The organism is Salinigranum salinum, assembly GCF_009176545.1.
Classification (GTDB): Archaea; Halobacteriota; Halobacteria; order Halobacteriales; family Haloferacaceae; genus Salinigranum; species Salinigranum salinum.
In genome coordinates, this window is the sequence record NZ_VTOJ01000001.1 from 1,035,609 (window position 1) to 1,055,830 (window position 20,222).

The 20,222-nt window shown below is 65.1% G+C and carries 15 protein-coding genes; 5 read left to right on the top strand and 10 right to left on the bottom strand.

The window, feature by feature from the left end; genetic code table 11:
- Positions 1 to 111: 111 nt before the first annotated feature.
- The 3 genes from FZP69_RS04880 to FZP69_RS04890 all read right to left on the bottom strand — a co-directional run bounded on the left by FZP69_RS04880 (position 112) and on the right by FZP69_RS04890 (position 3,655).
- A complete protein-coding gene (locus FZP69_RS04880) occupies positions 112 to 1,077 on the bottom strand; it encodes a carbohydrate ABC transporter permease (RefSeq protein WP_152040226.1) in 966 nt (321 codons plus the stop codon).
- A 1-nt stretch (position 1,078) separates the two neighbouring features.
- Entirely contained in the window at positions 1,079 to 2,005 is a 927-nt protein-coding gene (locus tag FZP69_RS04885) for a carbohydrate ABC transporter permease (RefSeq protein ID WP_152040227.1), read from the bottom strand.
- Between the two features lie 231 nt (positions 2,006 to 2,236).
- Entirely contained in the window at positions 2,237 to 3,655 is a 1,419-nt protein-coding gene (locus FZP69_RS04890) for an ABC transporter substrate-binding protein (RefSeq protein WP_152041519.1), read from the bottom strand.
- 520 nt (positions 3,656 to 4,175) lie between these two features.
- Between FZP69_RS04890 and FZP69_RS04895 the strand changes: the two genes are divergently transcribed.
- Together FZP69_RS04895 and FZP69_RS04900 are read left to right on the top strand one after the other, a co-directional pair.
- A complete protein-coding gene (locus FZP69_RS04895; RefSeq protein ID WP_152040228.1) occupies positions 4,176 to 4,949 on the top strand; it encodes an IclR family transcriptional regulator in 774 nt (257 codons plus the stop codon).
- A gap of 408 nt (positions 4,950 to 5,357) precedes the next feature.
- A complete protein-coding gene (locus FZP69_RS04900; RefSeq protein ID WP_152040229.1) occupies positions 5,358 to 6,020 on the top strand; it encodes a hypothetical protein in 663 nt (220 codons plus the stop codon).
- Between the two features lie 948 nt (positions 6,021 to 6,968).
- Here FZP69_RS04900 and FZP69_RS04905 read toward each other — a convergent pair.
- Positions 6,969 to 7,763, bottom strand: a complete 795-nt coding sequence (locus FZP69_RS04905; protein WP_152040230.1) for an HpcH/HpaI aldolase family protein — start codon at positions 7,761 to 7,763, stop codon at positions 6,969 to 6,971.
- Entirely contained in the window at positions 7,760 to 8,746 is a 987-nt protein-coding gene (locus FZP69_RS04910) for a hydroxyacid dehydrogenase (RefSeq protein ID WP_152040231.1), read from the bottom strand. The genes FZP69_RS04905 and FZP69_RS04910 overlap by 4 nt, the downstream gene beginning before the upstream one ends.
- A gap of 104 nt (positions 8,747 to 8,850) precedes the next feature.
- On the opposite strand from FZP69_RS04910, the gene FZP69_RS04915 reads away from it, so the two are divergent.
- Positions 8,851 to 10,107: an HAD family hydrolase gene (locus FZP69_RS04915; RefSeq protein WP_152040232.1), complete on the top strand. Its 1,257-nt coding sequence runs from the start codon at positions 8,851 to 8,853 to the stop codon at positions 10,105 to 10,107.
- A gap of 149 nt (positions 10,108 to 10,256) precedes the next feature.
- On the top strand, positions 10,257 to 11,507 hold the full coding sequence (locus FZP69_RS04920; protein ID WP_152040233.1) for a glycosyltransferase: 1,251 nt from the start codon (positions 10,257 to 10,259) through the stop codon (positions 11,505 to 11,507).
- Positions 11,508 to 11,528: 21 nt separating this feature from the next.
- On the opposite strand, the gene gfcR is transcribed toward FZP69_RS04920, so the two are convergent.
- The 5 genes from gfcR to FZP69_RS04945 all read right to left on the bottom strand — a co-directional run bounded on the left by gfcR (position 11,529) and on the right by FZP69_RS04945 (position 18,608).
- A complete protein-coding gene (gfcR, locus tag FZP69_RS04925; RefSeq protein WP_152040234.1) occupies positions 11,529 to 12,155 on the bottom strand; it encodes a transcriptional regulator GfcR in 627 nt (208 codons plus the stop codon).
- 1,318 nt (positions 12,156 to 13,473) lie between these two features.
- A complete protein-coding gene (locus tag FZP69_RS04930) occupies positions 13,474 to 14,697 on the bottom strand; it encodes an FAD-dependent oxidoreductase (RefSeq protein WP_152040235.1) in 1,224 nt (407 codons plus the stop codon).
- An 80-nt stretch (positions 14,698 to 14,777) separates the two neighbouring features.
- Positions 14,778 to 16,535 carry a pyruvate kinase gene (gene pyk, locus FZP69_RS04935; protein ID WP_152040236.1) on the bottom strand — a complete coding sequence of 586 codons (1,758 nt, stop codon included), beginning with the start codon at positions 16,533 to 16,535 and terminating at the stop codon, positions 14,778 to 14,780.
- A 226-nt stretch (positions 16,536 to 16,761) separates the two neighbouring features.
- A complete protein-coding gene (locus tag FZP69_RS23365; protein ID WP_394350144.1) occupies positions 16,762 to 17,436 on the bottom strand; it encodes a DUF2391 family protein in 675 nt (224 codons plus the stop codon).
- A gap of 194 nt (positions 17,437 to 17,630) precedes the next feature.
- Positions 17,631 to 18,608, bottom strand: coding sequence for an AIR synthase family protein (locus FZP69_RS04945; RefSeq protein ID WP_152040238.1), 978 nt, complete (start codon positions 18,606 to 18,608; stop codon positions 17,631 to 17,633).
- Positions 18,609 to 18,769: 161 nt separating this feature from the next.
- Here FZP69_RS04945 and FZP69_RS04950 point away from each other — a divergent pair, with 161 nt between their 5' ends.
- Entirely contained in the window at positions 18,770 to 19,819 is a 1,050-nt protein-coding gene (locus FZP69_RS04950; protein ID WP_152040239.1) for a pyridoxal-phosphate-dependent aminotransferase family protein, read from the top strand.
- Positions 19,820 to 20,222 lie beyond the last annotated feature (403 nt).

Sequence of the window (20,222 nt, forward strand, 5' to 3'; positions counted from 1 at the left end):
CCAGGGACGGTCGTCCGTCGGACGGAGGCGGACTACGAGGTGTCTGTCTCACGTCGGATCGGTAGCAGCGACCGCGACCGAGTGCAGGAGGGAAACTGGAGCCGCCGGTCGTCAGCCTTTGATGGCGCCGCCGGTCAGCCCCTGGACGAAGTACCGCTGGATGTAGGCCAGCCCGACCAACACCGGGAGCGACACCAGGATGGACGCGGCCGCGACGACGTTCCACTGCGTGTTGAACCCCTGGACGAAGGTGAGAAGTCCCGGTGGGACAGTGAACTTCTCCTGGTTGAGGAGCGTCAGCGCGAACACCAGCTCGTTCCAGGCCAGGAGGAACGCGAAGATGAACGACGCGATGAGCGAGTTCCGCGCCATCGGGACGAGCACGTGCCAGAACGTCTCGAAGGGCGTACACTGATCCATCCGCGCGGCATCGAGGATGGAGTCCGGGAAGTCGTCGAAGAAGCCTTTCATCAGCCAGACGACGAACGGTGCGGTCATCGCCCCGTAGATGAGCACCAGTGCGAGGTGGCTGTTGAACAGGTTGAGCGTCGAGATGAGTTCCCACTCGGGGACCATGATTGCCGTCCCCGGGAACATCAGCGATGCCAAGAGGAGGCTCATGATGGCGTTCTTTCCGAAGAACTCCTGCCGAGAGAGCACGTAGGACGCCACGGTCCCGAAGACGACGGCGATGAGACCAGCGCCGATGGAGACCTTCAGGCTGTTGGCAATGAGCAACAGGACGTCGATATCGATAGCGGAGGAGATCTCCCATCCGAACGTGTTCCGGAGGAACGCTGTGTGGCCGCCCGCCTGCAACGACGACTCGACGACGAGGCGGAACCCCTCGAGCGACGGCGTGGCGGGGAACACGGTCGGCGGGATCTGCTGGATTTCGGCAGTCGTCTTGAACGCCGTCACCACCATCCAGTACAACGGGAAGAGGACGAAGAGTGCGAGCAGTGCCGTCGTGAGGCCGATCACCACCTTCCGGAGATACGTGCCCGCGGTCGAGTCGTACAGCCACGACTGGTTGGTACGGAACTCTTCGACCGTCTCGGGGCGCTTGATCGCCATCTCAGAACCCTCCCTGGACCTTGTCGTAGGCCTTGATGTAGTAGTACGAGAACACCAACAGGATGCCGAACAACAGCATCGAGAGCGCCGATGCGAAGCCCACCTGGAAGTCGACGAACGCGGCCCGGTAGATCATCACCGGGAGCGTGCTGCTGGAGACACCGGGACCGCCTTTCGTCATCACCCACACCATCGAGAAGTTCCTGATATTGTATATGAGCATCAGGAGGAAGCCGATGGCGAGGTTGTACCGCATCATGGGAAGCGTGATGTGCCTGAACTGTTCCCACGGCGTCGCACCGTCCATCCGTGCGGCCTCGTAGAGGTGCTCGTCGATCCCCTGCAATGAGGTAAGCGTCAGCAGCGCGAACAGCGGTGCGAGCCGCCAGACCATCCCGACGATGGGTGGCCACAGTGCCAGGTCGGTCGACCCGAGCATGACGATGTACTCGTCGATGAGGCCAATCTGGACGAGGAGTTCGTTGATGATGCCCTGCGAACCGCCGAACATGAACTGCCAGATCGACGCCCCGACTACGCGCGGGAGTACCCACGGGATGAGGACGATCGCGCTCGCGACACTCGTGTACGGCAGCTTCTCTTGCAGGAGCCACCCCAGCACGAATCCGATGACGATCGCCGCGAGCGTTCCGACCGTGACCCAGACGAACGTGTTCCAGAGGACCTGGTGTATCTCCGAATTCGTCCAGATCTCCGCGTAGTTCTCGAGGCCGACGAACTCCGCCTCCTCCGGGTTGAGGAGGCGCTTGTCGGTGAAGCTACTCCTGATAGCCTGTGCGATGGGGTAGAGGATGAACACCCCCACCAGCACCATGACCGGGAGGATGGGAAGATACACCCTGAATCCCTCCGGCACCCGACCGAGTGCCCTCTCGTACGACGCCTGCGCTTGGTCTCCGTAACTCATGTTAAGTCGGTGTTCAACGGATTTATCCGACGACCGCAAAAGTATTTCCCCACCCGTGTGAGCCGCTGTGGCGGTGATGGGAGAGGGTGATCCCAGTGGTCGATGGAACCGGGGTCGTGGCCGTCGACGATGCGGGTGCAGCCGGAACCACCGAAGCAGGAGCAGCGACGGAGTCGGGCGTGGCGATGGTGAGCGATACGACGGGCCGGCCAACGACTCGACGACAGCGCCTCAGAGGTTGTCGTCGAGGATCTCCTGGATGTCCGAGTTGACGTCGCTGCAGGCCTGTTCGGCGGTTTTCTCGCCCAACATGACTGGCTGGAGTACCTTGGTGTTGATCTCGCTTTGGACCGACGCGATGCCCGAGAACGAGGGGAAGCTGGAGGTCTGGTTGAACAGGTTGCCGTCCTGATACAGCGTCACCAGATCGCCGAACTGGCTCATGAACAGGTCTGACGGGTCCTCGAACGCGCTCTTGAGGGTCGGAACCCGTCCCCTGATCCCGACGTCGGCCTCCTCCGTGTAGGTCCAAGGGGCGAGCTGCTCGGGCTGGCTCCACCACTCGATGAAGTCGAACGCGGCCTGCCGCTCGGCATCGTTGGCGCTACCGGACGCAAGCATATGTCCCTGGGCGTTCTGCAGGAGCAGGTTCTTCGGCTCGAACTGACCCGTGACGCTATCGGGCAGTGGTGCGCGGGTGACCACGTGGCCCTCGCCGTCGAGGAACGGCTGGGGGGCACCGAGCGTCTGGTACACTGCGTTCGCGTGTGAGTATGTGATGAAGATGCCCGACTCACCCTCGCGGAGGAGTCGTCCGGCATCGATGTGGTTGTTCTCGACGACCGAGTCGGGGAACAGCCCTGCCTCGGCGATGTCCTGGTACAGTTTGACGCCATCGACGAAGCCAGGCTGGTCGACCGTCGCTGTCCCCGTCTCGGGGTCGAAGTACCGGCCGCCGTTCGCGTAAACGAAGCCGATGAAGTAGCCGGTCGTTAGCCCGAAGTCGGTCCCAGAAGCGGTGATGGCCGCCGACACCTCGTCGAGTTCCTGCATCTCCTGACCGACCTGGATGAGTTCTTCCCAGGTCCGGGGCGGCGCGTCGAAGCTCGTCTGCTCGAGGTAGTCGGTCCGGATGTCGATGAACGGTCCGAGGTCGGCGTAGCCGCCGGGAAGCCCCCAGAGGTGTTCACCCTCCGTGTCACCGAGGTCCGCGTAGGTGTTGACCTGGTGGTTGGCGTCGACGAACGGTTCCATAATATCCTCGAGCCGGTCTTGGAATGGTTCCTGGTCGAGTGGCTCGAGCGCTCCTGCCGCCACGTAGTCGGGGACTTGCTGGAGCTGGCCCGCCATCACATGTGGGAGGTTATTATTGGCCGCCGCGGAGGCGATAATCTGGTACTTCTGTCCCCACTCCTGGTGCTGGTAGTTGACGTTGTGTGTCTGGAAGTTCTCGTAGTGGGTGCTGACATACTCCCGTTCCGCGGGGATCCCACCGAACACCCAGAAGTCAAGGTTCTGTGCGCTGCTTCCGCCGCCACCACCACCGTCGCCGCCACCGCCGTCACCACTCCCGCCGCTTCCACCATTGCCGTTACCGCCGTTGCCACCGTTACCGCCACCGCCACTGCAACCCGCGAGTGCTGCGGCCATGCCGGTTCCGACTCCTGCCATGTACCTGCGCCTGCTGAGACGGGTCTTTTGCTTACCCATGTGTACGTTTATCATATCTGTCGTCATCATTAAATAAGTGTGTCGGTGAGTGCTAGAGTGGGTGTCACCGCCGGCGCACCCACGCCTGGCGGGTTTCACCTTCACCCTGTCTCAACGCTCGTCACGCCGGACGTCCGGTGATGGCGAACGACCTGACTCACGTATCATGTCATTCGACGGATTGATCCTGTGAGTGATACCATGTCACAATCTCTCACGATCTGGAGCCGTCGGCCGTTTTGCACCGGTCAGGCGGGCGAAAGTGAGAGGCGTTCGACGGGGTGGATCAGTAGCGATGTGCCGTTCGGCCATGCCGTCTGACCGTTTGGTTGTCAGCCATCGTTCGACCCGTGAATCTACCGGATAAAGTCCACAGACAACGGTTCTAAGGGGACCAACGCGAATAGACGATTGTTTGGTATGACCAAACATTTATGCCTCTCGCTCTAAATGATCGATCATGAACCATCTGGAACAGACGGACGGCATCCGGGTCGGGGCGACGAAGACGACGTTCGAGATCATACATGCACTCAAAAACCTCGATGGAGCCGGCGTCTCGGAGGTCGCACGGCACCTCGACAAACCCAAGACGACGGTATTCGACCATCTTAAAACGCTCGAGGAGCTCAACTACGTCACCGCCGACGAGGACGAGTACCGCATCGGTGCCCGGTTCCTTGATCTCGGGGGATACGCCCGCGACCGCATGAAGATCTTCCAGGTCGCTCAGCCACAGGTGGACGAACTCGCCGCGAAAACCGACGAACACGCCAACCTGATGATCGAAGAACACGGACTCGGTATCTTCCTCTACACCGCTGAAGGTGAGAACACGGTCAAACTCGACACCTACTCCGGCCGTCACGTCCACCTCCAGACGACAGCGCTCGGAAAGGCTATCCTCGCACACACTCCGCGCGAACGCGTTGAGGAAATCCTCGACAAACACGGGATGCCGCAGATCACCGAGTGGACCATCACCGATCGAGATTCGCTGTTCCAGGAACTCGCCGAGATCCGTGAGCAGGGCTACGCGACCGACACGGAAGAGCGCGTCAAAGGGATGTGGTGCGTCGCCGCACCGATCACGGATTCGGAAGGCGCGCCGGTCGGCGCCGTGAGTGTCTCGGCGCCGAAGAACCAGGTCCAGGGCGAGCGCTTCCGGGACGAACTCCCGAGTGTCGTTCAGGGAACGGCCAACATCATCGAAGTCAACTTCACCTACATCTAGGCCTGATCCGATGGGCCGGATTCACGTTCGGCAGATCTCTTCTCTCGACCATATCTTACATCTATAGTACTGTAATTGAGTGTCTCCTTAGTTGATCGGTCCTCCGCTCTGTGTGGACGATCCGTTGAACTGCCGGGACGGTTCTGGAACCCGCTTCCATCTCCACTCGGGCGGAGCCCATCGGTGTTTGGTCATACCAAACGACCGTTTCCGGTGGCTACGTTTCTCGTGTGCCGTGTAAATTCCGGTCAGGGTCCATCGAACGACATCGTGGTCCCGAAGTGATCTCGGTAACGGCCGTTCACGATTTGGCGACCGGTCTCGGCACCGACTACTCTCGGTACCGACTGCACAGCCACATCGAGGGGACGCAACAAGATTCATACCCCTTCCACAAGGTCGTCCCCCATGGAGCAGCCCACGGAGACGAACTCGCTTGAGGTGCGCTGGTTCGACTCGGGGTCACCACCGCAGGAGCTGGTCGAGTGGATCACCGACCTGGGACCAGTCGACACCACGACGCGGATGGACCTGTACTGTGCGCCGGTCGATCCCGCCTCGAACCTCAAACTGCGGGGCGGGGACGGCGAGTACGTCGAGTTGAAGCGCCGCCTGGGCGGCCCCGACCGATACGAGTTCGGCCCCGATGTCACAGGCAGCGTCGAGCAGTGGTACAAGTGGAGTTTCCCCCTCGATCACACGCCGAGCCTCTGGACGGACGATCCGACCGGGCTGTGGCTCCCCGTGGAGAAGACGCGCACGCTCGCCGTCCTCGACAGCACCGACCACCCGTCGGTCGACGACGGCGTCTCGGACCTTTCGGTGACGACCCACGTCGAGGTGACAGAAGTGAGGGCGCTGTCGGAGACGGCCTGGACCTGCGGTCTCGAGGCAGCCGGACCCCCCGAACACCTCGAAGACGCGCTCAGTGCTGTCGGGTCGGCAGTGTTCGGTGATGCGTTCCCGATCGGACTCTCGGCGAAGCAGTCGGTCGGATACGCCGGGTGGATCCAGGGACTCACGGCGGACAGCGGTCCGTCCGAGGCGGTCCTCGTGCCATCGAACCGGTGAGTGCTGGCGCTCCGGGAACGTGGCTCGTATATCAAATTCGAATATATCCGAGAAATATGTCACTTGTGGCGTCGATCGTCACTCGAGTGTCGAGAGACGACGTCCCCACGGCTCTGCGCGCCGTGGCTTCTCCCTGCCGCGCTCGCTTCGGCGAGATCGTCGGTCGACTCCAGCGACAACGGCCGAGACAGCACGACGGACCAGAGTCGCCCCGGTCGCGCATCCACGACGTCTTTCAGAGCGGTCCTGATACGGTTCACGCGGTCGACCGGGCCGAAAGAGAGCTCACGAATTGCGGTTCACCAGGGTCGTCCGAGGGAGATTCACTTCCCATCGACGTCGAGAGTTCGTCGGCAGGGATATGTCGCTCTCCCGGCCGATTCGCGATCGAAGATCGGTCATGTCTATAGCCGGACTTAAACGAACAAATATCAAGTATCAGTAAAGAAAAATGATAGAGTACACTACTACTCCGGGCTCGCCGAGTGGCTCGACACTCCCGGTGGCCTGTGTCTTTTATACTGGTGGGAGTCGTACGCTCCTTCCACTGGTCCGGTCGCGCCAGCGAGAGGTGCCATCCACCGTGAAACTCTCAGTGAAAGCCAACGATCTGCTCGGATCGGACGTCGAAGACACCGACATGGTCCGTCGCGCCGCGGACGCGGGAGCCGACGCGATCGGGTACTGGCCCTGGTCCGCCGAACGTCCGGGTGACGTGGTCGACACCGCCGCGAGCGAGGGGGGTCGACGTCGCGTCCCTCTCGGGCGGGAGTCCACGACTCACGGGGCCGGAGTTCCCCCTGACCGACCCCACGGCTCGTGACGACACGGTTACGGAACTCGCTCGTGCGATCGACGGATCGGCCGGCGGACGGTCGGGCAACGCGGCTGGCGTGTCTCTCCGACACTCGACCGCTGGCTCGGGTTCGTGAATCCCTCTGCTCTCGTTCAGCCCAGGTCCCTGTCCACCCCGGCCAGCCTGTCTCCGAGGACCGCACGGACCGACGAGACGTCCCCGCCGATTCGGACGATCTGATAGCCTGCGTCGACGGCCGCGCGTGCCTCCTCGACGCTGTTCCGGATGCGTCCGATGGGAACCCCCGCGTCGAGACAGGCCTCGAGCGTGCGGTCGACCGCGGTTTGGACGCGTTCGGGATGTTTCGCGAGCGGGTCGCCTCCCGACATCGACATCGCCAGATCTGCGGGGCCGACGAAGGCGAAGCCCAGCTGTGGGACGGCGAGGATCTCCTCGATGTTCTCCACGGCGCGTTCGTTCTCGATCATCGTCCCGACGAGGATCTCCTCGTCCTCGCCGCCGATGAAGCTGTCCACGTAGCCGGCCCACCGCCCCGACCGGCCGACGCCGACTCCTCGATCCCCGACGTCGTCGTCGTAGGCGAAGTACGCGGCCTCGACCGCCGGACGCAGTTCGTCGGCGGTCTCGATTCGCGGCAGGAGGATCGTCCGGACGCCGGCGTCGAGCACCTTTCGGATCAGCGGCGGATCGGGCGCAGGAAGTCGAATCAGCAGGTCGATGTCGGCCGCCTCGGCGGCCCGGGTCAGCTCTTCGAGGGCGGTGCTGTCGTACGGGCTCGGTCCCCCGTGTTCGAGGTCCAGCCAGACGTAGTCCAGTCCGAGCTCTCCCATGACCTCAATCACGGTCGGCGAGAACGTCGCACAGCTGGCACCGAACACCGTCTCACCGCGCTCGAGCGCCCGACGGAGGCCGTTCTCGGTCCTCATTCCGCTCCCTCCTCGTCTTCGTTCTCGAGGGCGTCGCGGTTCACCGTCGACTTCGGAAGCCCTCCTTCGTAGACGGTTCGGACGTTCGCGGCCGCCCGCTGGCTCATCCGGGCGAGCGCCTCGCCGGTCACGCCGGCGACGTGGGGCGTCAGGAGGACGTCGTCGCGGTCGTAGAGCGGATTGTCCACCCCCGGCGGCTCCGTCTCGAACGTGTCGAGACCGGCGCCACCCAGCGCACCACGTTCGAGCGCCGCGAGGAGCGCCGCCTCGTCCACGACGGGTCCCCGCGAGGTGTTGACGAGGACGCCGTGTTCGCCGAGCGCCGCCAGTTCGTCGGTCGAGACCGCGTGTCGCGTCTCTGGCGTGAGCGGCGCGTGAACACTCACGGCGTCCGACCGTGCGAAGAGGGCCGGCAGCTCCCGCACCCGCTCGACACGCGCAGGAACGTCGTCGTCGGGGACGTACGGATCGTACGTGAGGACCGTCTGTCCCATGCCGTGTGCGAGGTCCGACACCTCGCGTGCGATGGCACCGAACCCGAACAGCCCGAGCGTATCCCCCGTGAGTTCGCGGCCGACGAACGCCGACCGGTTCCACTCCCCCGCCCGCACGTGTCGGTCGGCCGTGCGGAGGTTCCGACGGACAGCGAACAGTAGCGCGATCGCGTGCTCCGCGACGGATCGTGCGTTGGCCCCGGGCGTGTTGCAGACGACGATTCCCCGGCGGGACGCCGCGTCGACGTCGACGTTGTCGAGGCCGGCGCCGTGTTTGGCGATCACCTTCAGCTTCGACGCCCGCGCGATGACGTCCGCGTCGAGTTCGGCGACTCTGACGACGACGGCGTCGTAGCGGCCGACGTCTTCGAGTGCGTCCTCGACGCTGTCGTACTCGTCCATGCCGGTGCACCGGGCGATGTCCGCGAGCGACTCCGGGCCGGATGGGTCGATCTGCGGCGGGAGCAGCACGTTCCAACTGTCGGTCATACAGTGCCCCTTCAGTGGTGAGAGACAAAAGTGTGTAGCCCGGGGACGGGACCGGACGGACCCAGGGTAACCACTTATGACGCTGCCAGTTCCATCACGCCTCTATGGAACGATACGATCGGCTGTACGAACTGTACACCAACCACGATACGGAGACCTTGCGGGCGCTCCAGAACCTCGCCGACCTGTTCCCGCTGGTGGAGTCGTCTGTCGCCCTCGACCGCTGGAAAGAGATCAACGAGGAACTCGCGGCGGGCAAACGAGAGATCCAGCACGCCTTCGTCGATGGCGGAGCGGTGCTCGCCGATCTCGCGACCCGGGCACGACAGGAACAGGCGTTCGCCGGCCTCGACCTGTACAACAAGTACGGTCGCGCGGTGAACGTGTTCGTCCTCGACGTCGACGAGACGTTGCGCTCGACGGGGAGCACCGACAACGAGATCCCGAACGACACGCTCAACCTGCTTACCAAGTTCCACGACGAGGGGATCCCCATCGTCATCTGTACGGGACAGACCCTCGAGAACGTCAAGGGGTTCGCGATCCAGGGGCTGGGCAGTGAGATCGTCCACTCGGGAAACTTCGGCATCGTCTACGAGACCGGGACCGGGGTCTTCGCCCCGGGTCACGGGGCTCGGACGAAGCAACTGCTCTACGAGGACCTCGACGACGAGATCAGGGCTGTCTTCGACGACGTCCGGACGCGGGTGCTCTCGGCGGCACCGGAGAAGCTCCGCACGGGCTGTCACCTCCAGGGAAACGAGTTCAACATCACGATGAAGCCCAACTTCGACACGGGGTCCGACGCAGCCGTCGAGATCATCGACGAGGCGCTGGTCTACGAGATCGAACTTCTGGCCGATGCCGTCTCCTCGCTCGACCGGATCGACGAACGCCACGGGGCGTCCGTCTCGGCGTGGACGCGCGCGTACTACGCCGAGCAGGACCCCGAGATCCACGCGGTGCTCGAAGAGGAGGGGGCACTCCCGGACGTCCCCGTCGACGACGTTCCCGAGAACCTGGCGAACGTGCTCGAACGGATCGACATCGGCTACTACGAGGGTGACGCCGCCGAAGTCGGCAGTCTCGAACTGACGAAGGTGGTCGGGGTCGAGGCGGCGTTCGACGTGCTCGACATCGAGAACCCCTTCGCGGTCGTCATGGGCGACTCCAAGAGCGACCTCCGCGTCATGCGTTGGGTCCAGGAGCACGACGCCGGGATCGGCGCCGCTCCGGAGCACGCCTCGCAGGCAGTCCTCGACCACGTCGAGTCGACCGACGACCTCGTCTTCGACGAGGGGCGCGCTGGCGACGTCCTCCGGACGGTGTACGCGCTGAATCGGTTCGCCGAAGAGAGGTAGGCGAGCGACGGACCGCACCCGGCGGGTCAGCGGCCGGTGTCATCGCCACCGCCGTAGGGGGCGAGGGTGCCGAGGTCGGCACCACGGACGGCGTACGCCACCCAAACCGTCATGTACCGTGGTCGAGAAGTTTTCTCAGTGACCTGACAATGCACCACGCACACACCGACGCACAGAGCCTCTCGGCGTACGAAGCGCATCTCACTGCCGACCAGCGTCGAGCGATCGAAGAGACGGCGGCGGATCTCACGGGCCTCCACGTGGCACACGTCAACACGACCGCGGGCGGTGGCGGCGTCGCCGAGATGCTCCATGGAGTGGTCCCGATCGCCAACGATCTGGGCGTAGACACCGACTGGCTGGTCATGGAGGCACCCGACGAGTTCTTCGACGTGACGAAGGCGATCCACAACGGTCTCCAGGGCGGCGACCGCGAGTTCACGACGGAGATGCGTGAGCTGTACCGCTCGGTTACCCGCCGGAACGCCGACGCTCTCGACGGGGCGTACGACGTTCTCGTCCTGCACGACCCACAGACGCTGGGAATGATCCCGACGATCACCGAGCGGTTCCCGGAGACGGCGCTGGTCTGGCGCTGTCACATCGACCTTACGGACGCCACACCGGCGTACCTCGACTTCGCGCAGTCGTACGTGGAGCCGGTCGACACCGCGGTGTTCACGCTCCCGGCGTACGGGGAGGCGATCTCGGGCGTCGAGAAGGTGATAATCCACCCCGCGATCGACCCGTTGACCGAGAAGAACCGTCCACTGGACGAACTCTCGGGAGAGGCGGCCGAGGCTGCGGCGCTCGAGAACTACCCGTTCGATCCGTCCCGACCGCTGCTGGTGCAGATCTCGCGGTTCGACCCCTGGAAGGATCCGCAGGGCGTGATCGAGACCTACCGGACGGTGACTGCGTCGGTCCCCGACGCACAGCTCGCGCTCGTCGGCGCGATGCCGGAAGACGATCCCGAGGGGATCGAGGTGTTCCGCGAACTGGAGGCGATCGCCGAGGACGACGGCGACGTCCACCTCCTGACGAACCTGCCCGACGCCGGAATCAACGCCGTGCAGCGACACGCCGACGTCGTGCTCCAGAAGTCGTTGCGCGAGGGGTTCGCGCTGACCGTCTCGGAAGCACTCTGGAAGGGGACGCCGGTCGTCGGAGCGAACGTAGGCGGCATCCCGCTCCAGATCGACGACGGGGAGAACGGCTTCCTGATCGACCCACGGAACATCGAGCAGACGGCCGACCGCGTCACCCGGTTGCTCGAGGACGATCAGCTGCGACGGCGGCTCGGCGAGCGCGGACGCGAGACCGTGCGCGAAGCGTTCCTGACGCCGCGTCTCGTCGGCGACTTCCTGACGTTGCTCGCCGACGTCACCCCCACCAACTGACAGGGGGCGCCGACGGCCAGTTCACTCCTCGCCCATCCGGACCATCTTGATGAGCGAGTACACCGGGACGCCCTCGATCTCGCTCTGCCCGAGTTTGTCCGTCAGCACGACGCAGGCCCGTGGGGTGCCGCCGCTCTCGCGGAGTCGCTCGATGGTCTCGGTCATCGTCTGTCCGGTGTCGATGTTGTCGTCGACGATGTAGCAGTCGCGGTCCCGGATCGTCGCGAAGTTCTGGGAGAACGATCCCGTTTCGACCTCACGCTCGTCCTCGTTCCACTGGTACTTGCTGGGCATGTAGACGCTGAGGTCGGTGTCGAGCTCCTGGCTGATCACCGTCGCCAGCGGCGCGCCGGATTTGCCGATCCCGACCGTGAGGTCGACGTCCTCCCCCTCGTGGGCGAGCAGATCCGCCATGATCGCGCCGAGGAGACTCAGTCGGTGACCGTCGCGGCCGATCGCGCTCCAGTCGACGTGGACGTCGCTCGGACTGGCCGTGGCCGGTTCCGGGGTGGCCCCCGGATCGCTCTGGTTGACGAGCCAGCTCGCCGTCTCCCGCGAGACGTTCAGTTCGTCGGCGATCTCCCCCTGTGAGAGCCCGTGTCGCGTGAGTTCACCCGCCCGTTCGATGAGTTTGTCGATCGATTTCATTCGGCATCCGATTGCACACCCCCGGGGATAACTATCGTTTATGAATGCTGAGGGGTAGCTGCTGCAAATAATCGGCCGCGTCACGCGTCGCTGCTCTACCGTGAGTCGAGGACCCGGTCCGGATCGTCGTCGGGCAAGACGTCGTCGATCCCCTCGACGAGTGAACTGTCGACGTCGGCGTCGCGGTCGTCGCGGACCGCCGCGAATTTCGATCCCGATCTGGCTGTCGGACAGCCCCGCACCGCCGACGTCCGCTGGCTCCTCCTCGATGCGGTCGAAGCTCCTCGTGGAACCGAGCGCGACGAGGTGGTCACTCCGTGCCACGGTCTCGTGACGAAACGTCACGAATCTCTGGACTCACTCGGTCCCGTCACGCTTCCGGGTCTCTCCCCGTGAGGCGGCCGGTCCGACTGTCAGGGGACGCCAGAATTTTCAGTATCATTGTTGTAAATACTCTTCGTGCAGACCTCAACGATCATACGGGTGATAGGTATACGATTACAATCGTAGGTCCGTAACGCGACGGTACCGTAGCAACTACGTACTAACTGCCGGATGACACGTTTCCGTACACGTGTGAACCGGCCCGTCTTCGCCGCGGTGTCCATGCATTCTATACAATTTCAAGTTGTCATGACAAAATATACTCATACGTGTATAAGTAACGATGCCGTATCCTTCATGATCTATCGTCAGAAAATTTATTCCGTCTCGACGTCCCCGCCGCAACCTCCCATTTGATACCAGCCGCTCGGCATCGTCGTCGCCCGTTCGTCGCGCCTCTCCTGGATCAGTTCGTTGTCCTGTTCTCACTGGCTGTCGATCAACGACCGCGATCCGGTGTCGGATGTGGTCGTCAGCGGGTCCGCCTCGATGCCGAACTCGTCGTCGAGCACTGTCGCTATCGACGCGATGGAGTTCGTCGTCCGGGAGGTGTTCGAGACGATGTCCTCGCCGTCGTATTCGTGGTGGTCGACACCGTAGTCGAACTGTGGAACCGCCCGTCCCCCGTCGGGGACGCGGAGATTAACACCTCGTCGGCATCGGTCTCCGGATACTGGCTCGTGTCCTCGGGCGTCCGAAAGCTGCCCGGACAGTCGAAGCCCACGTCGACGTCCAGCTCGTCCCGTGAGAGCCGGGACGGCGACCGCTCGTCGCACACGGGAGACGTGTTCCCGCCGGGGATCGGACGGCCTGTGGCAACACCGGTCTGGACGCGCTCACGGCCGGCCGTGACGTCTCGTCGTCCCCACGGATCCACTCTTACGAGCACGGCTCTCCCCACCGGACTCCAGACGCTGCCTCGTTGTGACCTGGTTCACTCCGCGACGACGACGTCCTCGTCGGTCGGTCCCTGTCCGTCGAACTCGGCCACGAGTGCGTCCAGTTCATCGGGGTCGTCGACCGCCGGCATCCGTCGTTCGGCGGTCACGCAGTCGGTGTCGACGCCCAGGTCGTCGCAGACGAGGTCGGCCACCGCCTCGGCCATCTGTCGGTAGGTGGTCAGTTTGCCGCCGACGATGCTCGCCATATTGTCGATTCCGTCGTCGGCGTGGTCGAGCAGGAAGAACCCGCGCGAGATCCCCCGTCCGCCGCGCGCGTCCTCGTCGGGGGCGTACAGCGGCCGGACGCCCCACCACGTCCGGACCGCCGATGCGTCCGCGATGGGTGGGAGCATCTCCGCACACTCGTCGATGCTCTTCTCGACTTCCCACTCCTCGGTCTCGTACTCGTCCGGGTCGCGGACGGGGACGCTCGTCGTCCCGACGACCGCCTCGTCCTCGTGTGGCACGACGATGTCCCCGTCGTCGGGGTCCCGGCAGCGGTTGAGCACCGGGCCGAGTTCGTCGTAGTCCATCGAGACCATCACGCCCCGTGTCGGCTTCATCTGGACGTCGAGGCCGGCCATCGCGGCGACCTTGCCCGCCCAGGCGCCCGTCGCGTTGACGAGGTAGTCGGCGTCGATCCGCTCGTCGACCGCCCCGCCGAGCCGCACGCCCGTCACCTGCCTGTCCTCGACGACGATGTCCTCGACGGGCGCGTGGGGGTGTACCGTCGCGCCTTGGTCGCGAGCGGCGGCGGCGTTCGCGGCGACGAGCCGCGACGGGTAGATGACCGCGTCCGGGACCTCCATCACCCGCTCGGTCTCCGGTGCGAGCCCCGGGACCACCTCGCGTGCCTCGTCGGGGGCGAGCGTCTCGGTCGGAATCCCGATCTCCGCGCACGCGTCCCGTTTGGCCTCGAAGTAGTCCGGGTCGTCCTCGGCGAGCTGGACGAACAGACCGCCCGTGTCGCGGATGCAGGCGCCTGCGATGTCTCGGAGAATCTCGTTCTCCGCGAGACACTCCTCGGCGCCACGCTCGTCGGCCTCGGCGTAGCGGGCGCCACTGTGGAGCAACCCGTGAGACCGACCCGTGGTGCCGCTGGCCAGTCCGCCGCGTTCGACCAGGACCACGTCGACGCCACGCAGCGCGAGGTCACGAGCGATGCCAGCCCCGGTCGCACCGCCACCGGCGACGAGTACGTCTGTTTCGACGGACATACACCTCCGTTTGGACGGCTGACGTAATACTCTACTGGCGGGCGAGGGGCCGCTGCGTGAGCCGTCCGGTGTCGACTGTCTTACTCGCCGCCGTGTCTCCGCTCATGGGTCACGTCGTCGTAGACGATGCCGCGGTCGGCGTCGAGCGTCACGACGTCGCCGTCGACCGTCTCGTCCGACAGCTTCGCGCCAGCGATCATCGGGATGCGGAGTTCGCGTGCGACCATCGTGGCGTACCCCGTCAGACCCTGGTGACTGTCGATGATCCCGGCGAGTTTCTCGACGTCCCCGGCGAACTCCCCGTCGAACCCGGCCGGCACGCCGAGAATCGCCCCCTCTGGCACGCTCGACAGGTCGCCGTCTTCGGTCCAGTGGAACTCGCCCGAGACGAGCCCGCTCACGACCGACCGACCCGATCCGATCGTCTCCGAGGCGACGTGAATCTTGAGCACGTTGGAGGTGTTCGCGCCCTCGAGTTCGGTCATCATCCCCGACAGCACGACGACCGTGTCACCGCTCTCGGCCACACCCGTATCCAGCGCCGACTGGACGGCGTTGTCGATCACTGCGTCGGCACCCTCGGTCGTGTAGGGTGCGAGCTCCGACACCGTCCCCCACGAGAGCGCCAGCCGACGGCGGACGTCGTCGTTCGGCGTCGAGGCGACGACCGGGATCGGGGGTCGGAACTTCGCGGCCTTCAGCGCCGTGTAGCCGGATTCGCTCGCCGCGACGACGGCCGTGGCGTCGATGTCTCGCGCGAGGTATCTGGCCGCGCGTGCCAGCGCGTCGGCCTCCGTCTCGTCGGCGTCCGGCACGCGCTGTTCGCGGTGCTCGTCGTACTCGGCCGAGCGCTCCACCTGGCGGACGATGCGGTCCATCGTCTCGACGACCCGCACCGGGTGGTCGCCCATGGCCGTCTCCCCCGAGAGCATCACGGCGTCCGTCCCGTCGAGGACCGCGTTGGCCACGTCCGAGGCTTCCGCGCGCGTCGGCCGGCGGGCGGCGACCATCGAATCGAGCATCTCGGTCGCCGTGATGACCGGCACTCCCGCGTGGTGGCACTTGCGGATGATCCGTTTCTGGATCATCGGCACGTCCTCGAGGGGCATCTCGACGCCGAGATCGCCGCGGGCGACCATCACGCCGTAGGCGGCGTCGATGATGCTGTCGATGTGCTCGACCGCGACGTCGCGTTCGATCTTCGCGACGACCGGGATGTCGGCACCCAGTTCCGCCAGCGCCCGGCTGATCTCGTGGACGAACTCGCCGTCCCGGACGAAGCTCGCGGCGACGAGGTCGACGCCCTCCTCGGCGGCGACTTCGAGTTCGCGCCGGTCCTTCTCCGTGACCGTGGGCAGTCCGAGTTCGACGCCGGGGACGTTCACGCCCTTCCGCCCCCCGAGCGTCCCGCCGTTTTCGACCGTGGCCGTGACTACGCTTCCCTCGATCGATTCGACCGTCGTCTCGATGCGGCCGTCGTCGAGCAGGACCCTGTCGCCGTGTTCGACCGCAGCGATGCCGTGCGAGACGCCGATCTCCTCGGGGGTGGCCTCCACCCCCTCGACGAACCGGACCGTCGATCCGGGTTCGAGCACGATGGGTTCGTCCAGCGGGGCCGTCCGCACTTCCGGCCCGGGCAGGTCGTGCATGACTGCGACGGCGTGATCGCTCGCCGCGTCCACCTCGCGGACCCTGTCGATCACGGTCCGACGGTGTTCGGGCGACCCGTGGCTCGCGTTCATCCGTGCGACCGACATCCCTGCATCCGCGAGTGCCTGCAGTTTCTCCGTCGAGTCGGACGCCGGGCCGACCGTGCAGACGATCTTGGCGTTTCTCATCTCACTCCACACCCCTGCCCGCTCCGTCGCTCCGGCACCGTTTGGTAGTCATACACTGACACGTTTCTCGAGGTCGGGCATAAACCGCCCGGCTGCTCGGTCCGCTCGGACGGCGAGACCCCGGGCAGGAGCCGCGACGCCCGAGGCACCGGCGCTGGCGACGGACGCCGAACGGCTTCCGCCGATCCGTCCGCGTCTGCGCGAGAACGGACGTCGCCGAGTGGCCCTAGAAGAGACTGTCCGTCGTCACCGCCCCGACGACGCTGAAGAGGGCAGCGACGCTGATCGCCTGCGCCGTGACGGACAGGCGAGCACGGGGAGCGAGGTCGGCGAGGAACAGGTCGGGCGCAGTGATCGAGAACGCGAGGATCGTGACGGATCCGAACGCGACGATCAACACCGAGATGAACCGCACCGGAACGCCGAACACGGCCGCCTCTCGACGGGGGTCGCGGTCGTTGTCGGCGCCGTACAGTCCACCGTACCCGATCGTCGTGACGATCCCGACGAGGAACAGGCTGTGGAAGACGGTCATGTTGCGTGCCAGCAGCCACACCTCCTCGGTGACGACGAACGGCCCGGAGAGCAGGAACCCGCCGACGATCTGCTGGGCGGTGTCCGCGAGTTTGTGCTTCTGACGTTCTCTCATACGTCGGTACTGTCGACCCACGCCCATCCCTGTTCGGGTCGATCGCCCCGTGAGTCTCGCCGTCGACAGACGAGCCGATCTCCGGCCTCTTCGGCTGCCGGTCGTGCCGATAGAACAGCTTGAAGTAACTCGTCGATGCTCGTCGTCCGGTTCGTCGGTAGAACCCGCCAGAACGGCCGACAGATACGTCTGCACCTCTATCTCGACTCGAACCTCGTAACCGACGTAATACTCTAACTCTGTGTGGGACACTCGGAGAAGTAACTACAGTTGCCATGACGAGCGAGATACTCTTCTCGGTCTGGGCCGTTTTTGAACGTCACGTCGACCGTACGCACGAGTCCAACGATTTAGATTCGAGCCGTGCAACTCGTCGTGATCGACCGGCTGCCACGTATCAGTCCTCCCGTCCGGCGCGAGGAGCCCGACCCCGGTCGAACGACTGCTCAGTCCCAGAGGTCGTACATGGCCTCACGGACGGTATCCGTGTACCGGGTGCCGTCGTAGACGACTCCCTGTTCGTCCGCCGTCGCCGCCTCTTCGACCGTCGCGACGACCGTCGCGTCCACGCCTTCGGCCGCGAGTTCGGCGAGTACCCCGTCGACCCGTTCCGGGGGAACTGCCGCGAGCAAGCCGCCGGAGCCGAGCACCCGGAGCGGGTCGAGGCCCATCGCGTCACAGAGCGTCCGCGTCTCGGGACGGACGGGGACGTCCTCGGCCCGCAGTTCGACGCGAACCCCCGAGGCGCAGGCGAGTTCGACCACTCCGTTGAGCACGCCTCCCTCCGTGGGGTCGTGCATCGCGGTCGCGACCGGCGCGAGGACCGTCGACTCCAGGAGGACGCTGATCCGGTCGAAGTAGTCCACGGCACGGTCGATGGTCGCGTCGTCGACGGCCGCCGCCTCCAGGTCCCCACGGAAGTCGGTGGCGAGAACGGCCGTCGCCTCGATCCCGGCCCCTTTCGTCAGGATCACCGCGTCTCCGGCTCTCGCCCCACCAGTCGGCACGTACCGGTTGGCCCACCCCATGCACGTCAGCGAGAGGAGCGGCCGGGAGAGTCCGGTGACCGTCTCCGTGTGACCGCCGACGATGGTGATCCCCAGCCGTCGTGCCTCGGCGTCGAGCTGGGCGGTGATCTCGTCGAGGAGCGACACGTCGGGGCTGGTGAGGAAGATCGTACTCACGAGCCACTCGGGAACACCACCGCAGGCCGCGACGTCGTTGCTCGCGATCGCGACGCCGAGCGTGCCGATCCGGTCGGCGGCCAGCGAGATGGGGTCCGCACTGACGACCATCGTCCCGTCGCCGGTCGCCACGGCGGCGGCGTCCTCGCCGTAGCCGGCACCGACGAGCAGGTCGTCGTTGGGCGCACCCGTTCGCGAAAAGACGTACCGGTCGAGGTCCGCGGGTGAGAGCTTTCCCATACCCTTCCCCTTGTCGTGGGCCACTCTTCTCTCTTCTCTCTTCTCTCTTCTCTCTTCTCTCTTCTCTCTTCTCTCTTCTCTCTTCTCTCTTCGTGTCGAGCCGCCCCCGTGTCCGCGCGACGGATCCGCACACCTAAGCCACGTCCGTCGAATCGTTCGCCATGCAGATGACACCCGGCCCGACGGCGGTTCCACCACGGGTCCGCGAGCGGCTGAGCGACCCGATGCCCAACCCCGACGTGGAACCGGTCTTCTTCGAACTCTACGACGACGTCTGTGGGAAGCTCCAGCGCGTCTACGACACCGACGACGACGTCGTCGTCATGGGCGGCGAGGGGATCCTCGGTCTGGAGGCGGCCATCGCCTCCACGGTCGCGCCCGGTGACGAGGTGCTGTGCGTCTCGAACGGACTCTACGGGGACGGATTCGCCGACTTCGTCGAGAGCTACGGTGGGCGACCGACGCTCGTCACGGCCGACTACGACGGCCCGCTCGATCTGGCAGCCGTCGAGACGACGCTCGAGGAGTCCACGTTCGAGGTCGCGACCATGGTCCACTGTGAAACTCCGACGGGAGCGCTCAACGACGTCGAGCCGGTCCTCGAACTGCTCGACGACCACGACGTCCTGACGATCGTCGACGCCGTCTCCTCGCTCGGGGGGACGCCGGTTCCGAGCGACCACGTCGACATCACCCTCGGGGCGTCCCAGAAGGCGTTCAGCTCCCCACCCGGACTGACGACTGTCGCCGTCAGCGACCGCGCGTGGGACGTCGTCGAGCGACGCGATCCACCGTCGCTCTACACGAACCTCCTCCCGTGGCGCGAGACCGACGAGGGGTTCCCCTACACGCACCTCGTCGCCAACGTCGCCGCGCTGGACGAGTCGCTCTCGATGCTGTTCGAGGAGGGACTCGACGCCGTCTACGAACGCCACGAGACGGCCGCCGCGCACTGTCGCGACCGTGGTGCCGACCTCGACCTCGACGTCTACACCGAGGCCGAACTGAGCGCGCCGACGGTGACGGCCTTCCACCTGCCGGGCGAGGCCGAGCGTCTCCAGCGTGAACTCGCCGCGGAACACGACGTCGTCCTCGCAACGGGACTCGGCGACCTCGCGGGCGACGTCCTCCGGGTGGGTCACATGGGATACAACGCGGAGGTCGAGAAGGTCGACCGCGTCATGGATGCACTGCGAGCGGTACGTCGGTAGTACGCCGTCGACACCGCCCGAGAGGACTTCGAGCCGTGCGACGGGGCGGCGCTAGGCGTCCGGACCGACGCGGATCTCCCGTAGACACGGGGCTCGAGCCAGACGAACGCCAGTCCGTCATTGGTGATGCACGGCCGGCTCCGTGCTCACCGGGCACTTCGCGCTTCGCTGCCGGCGGCACGATGCCCTATCAATCGAGTCGAAATGTACACATTACGTTAGATTTATCAACCAGTGTGTAGTTGTCGGTCACCGTCGGCCACAAAGCGGTCCCTAGCGGGTCGTGAGTGTCTCTGAAGCCTTTTAGTATCTTAGTTGGGACACGCTTCGAATAGCAAACTATAGCCCACGCTCCTGTAAGAACGGTAGAGTGGGGTCTCGTTACAGGTTTTGATTGGCGAGT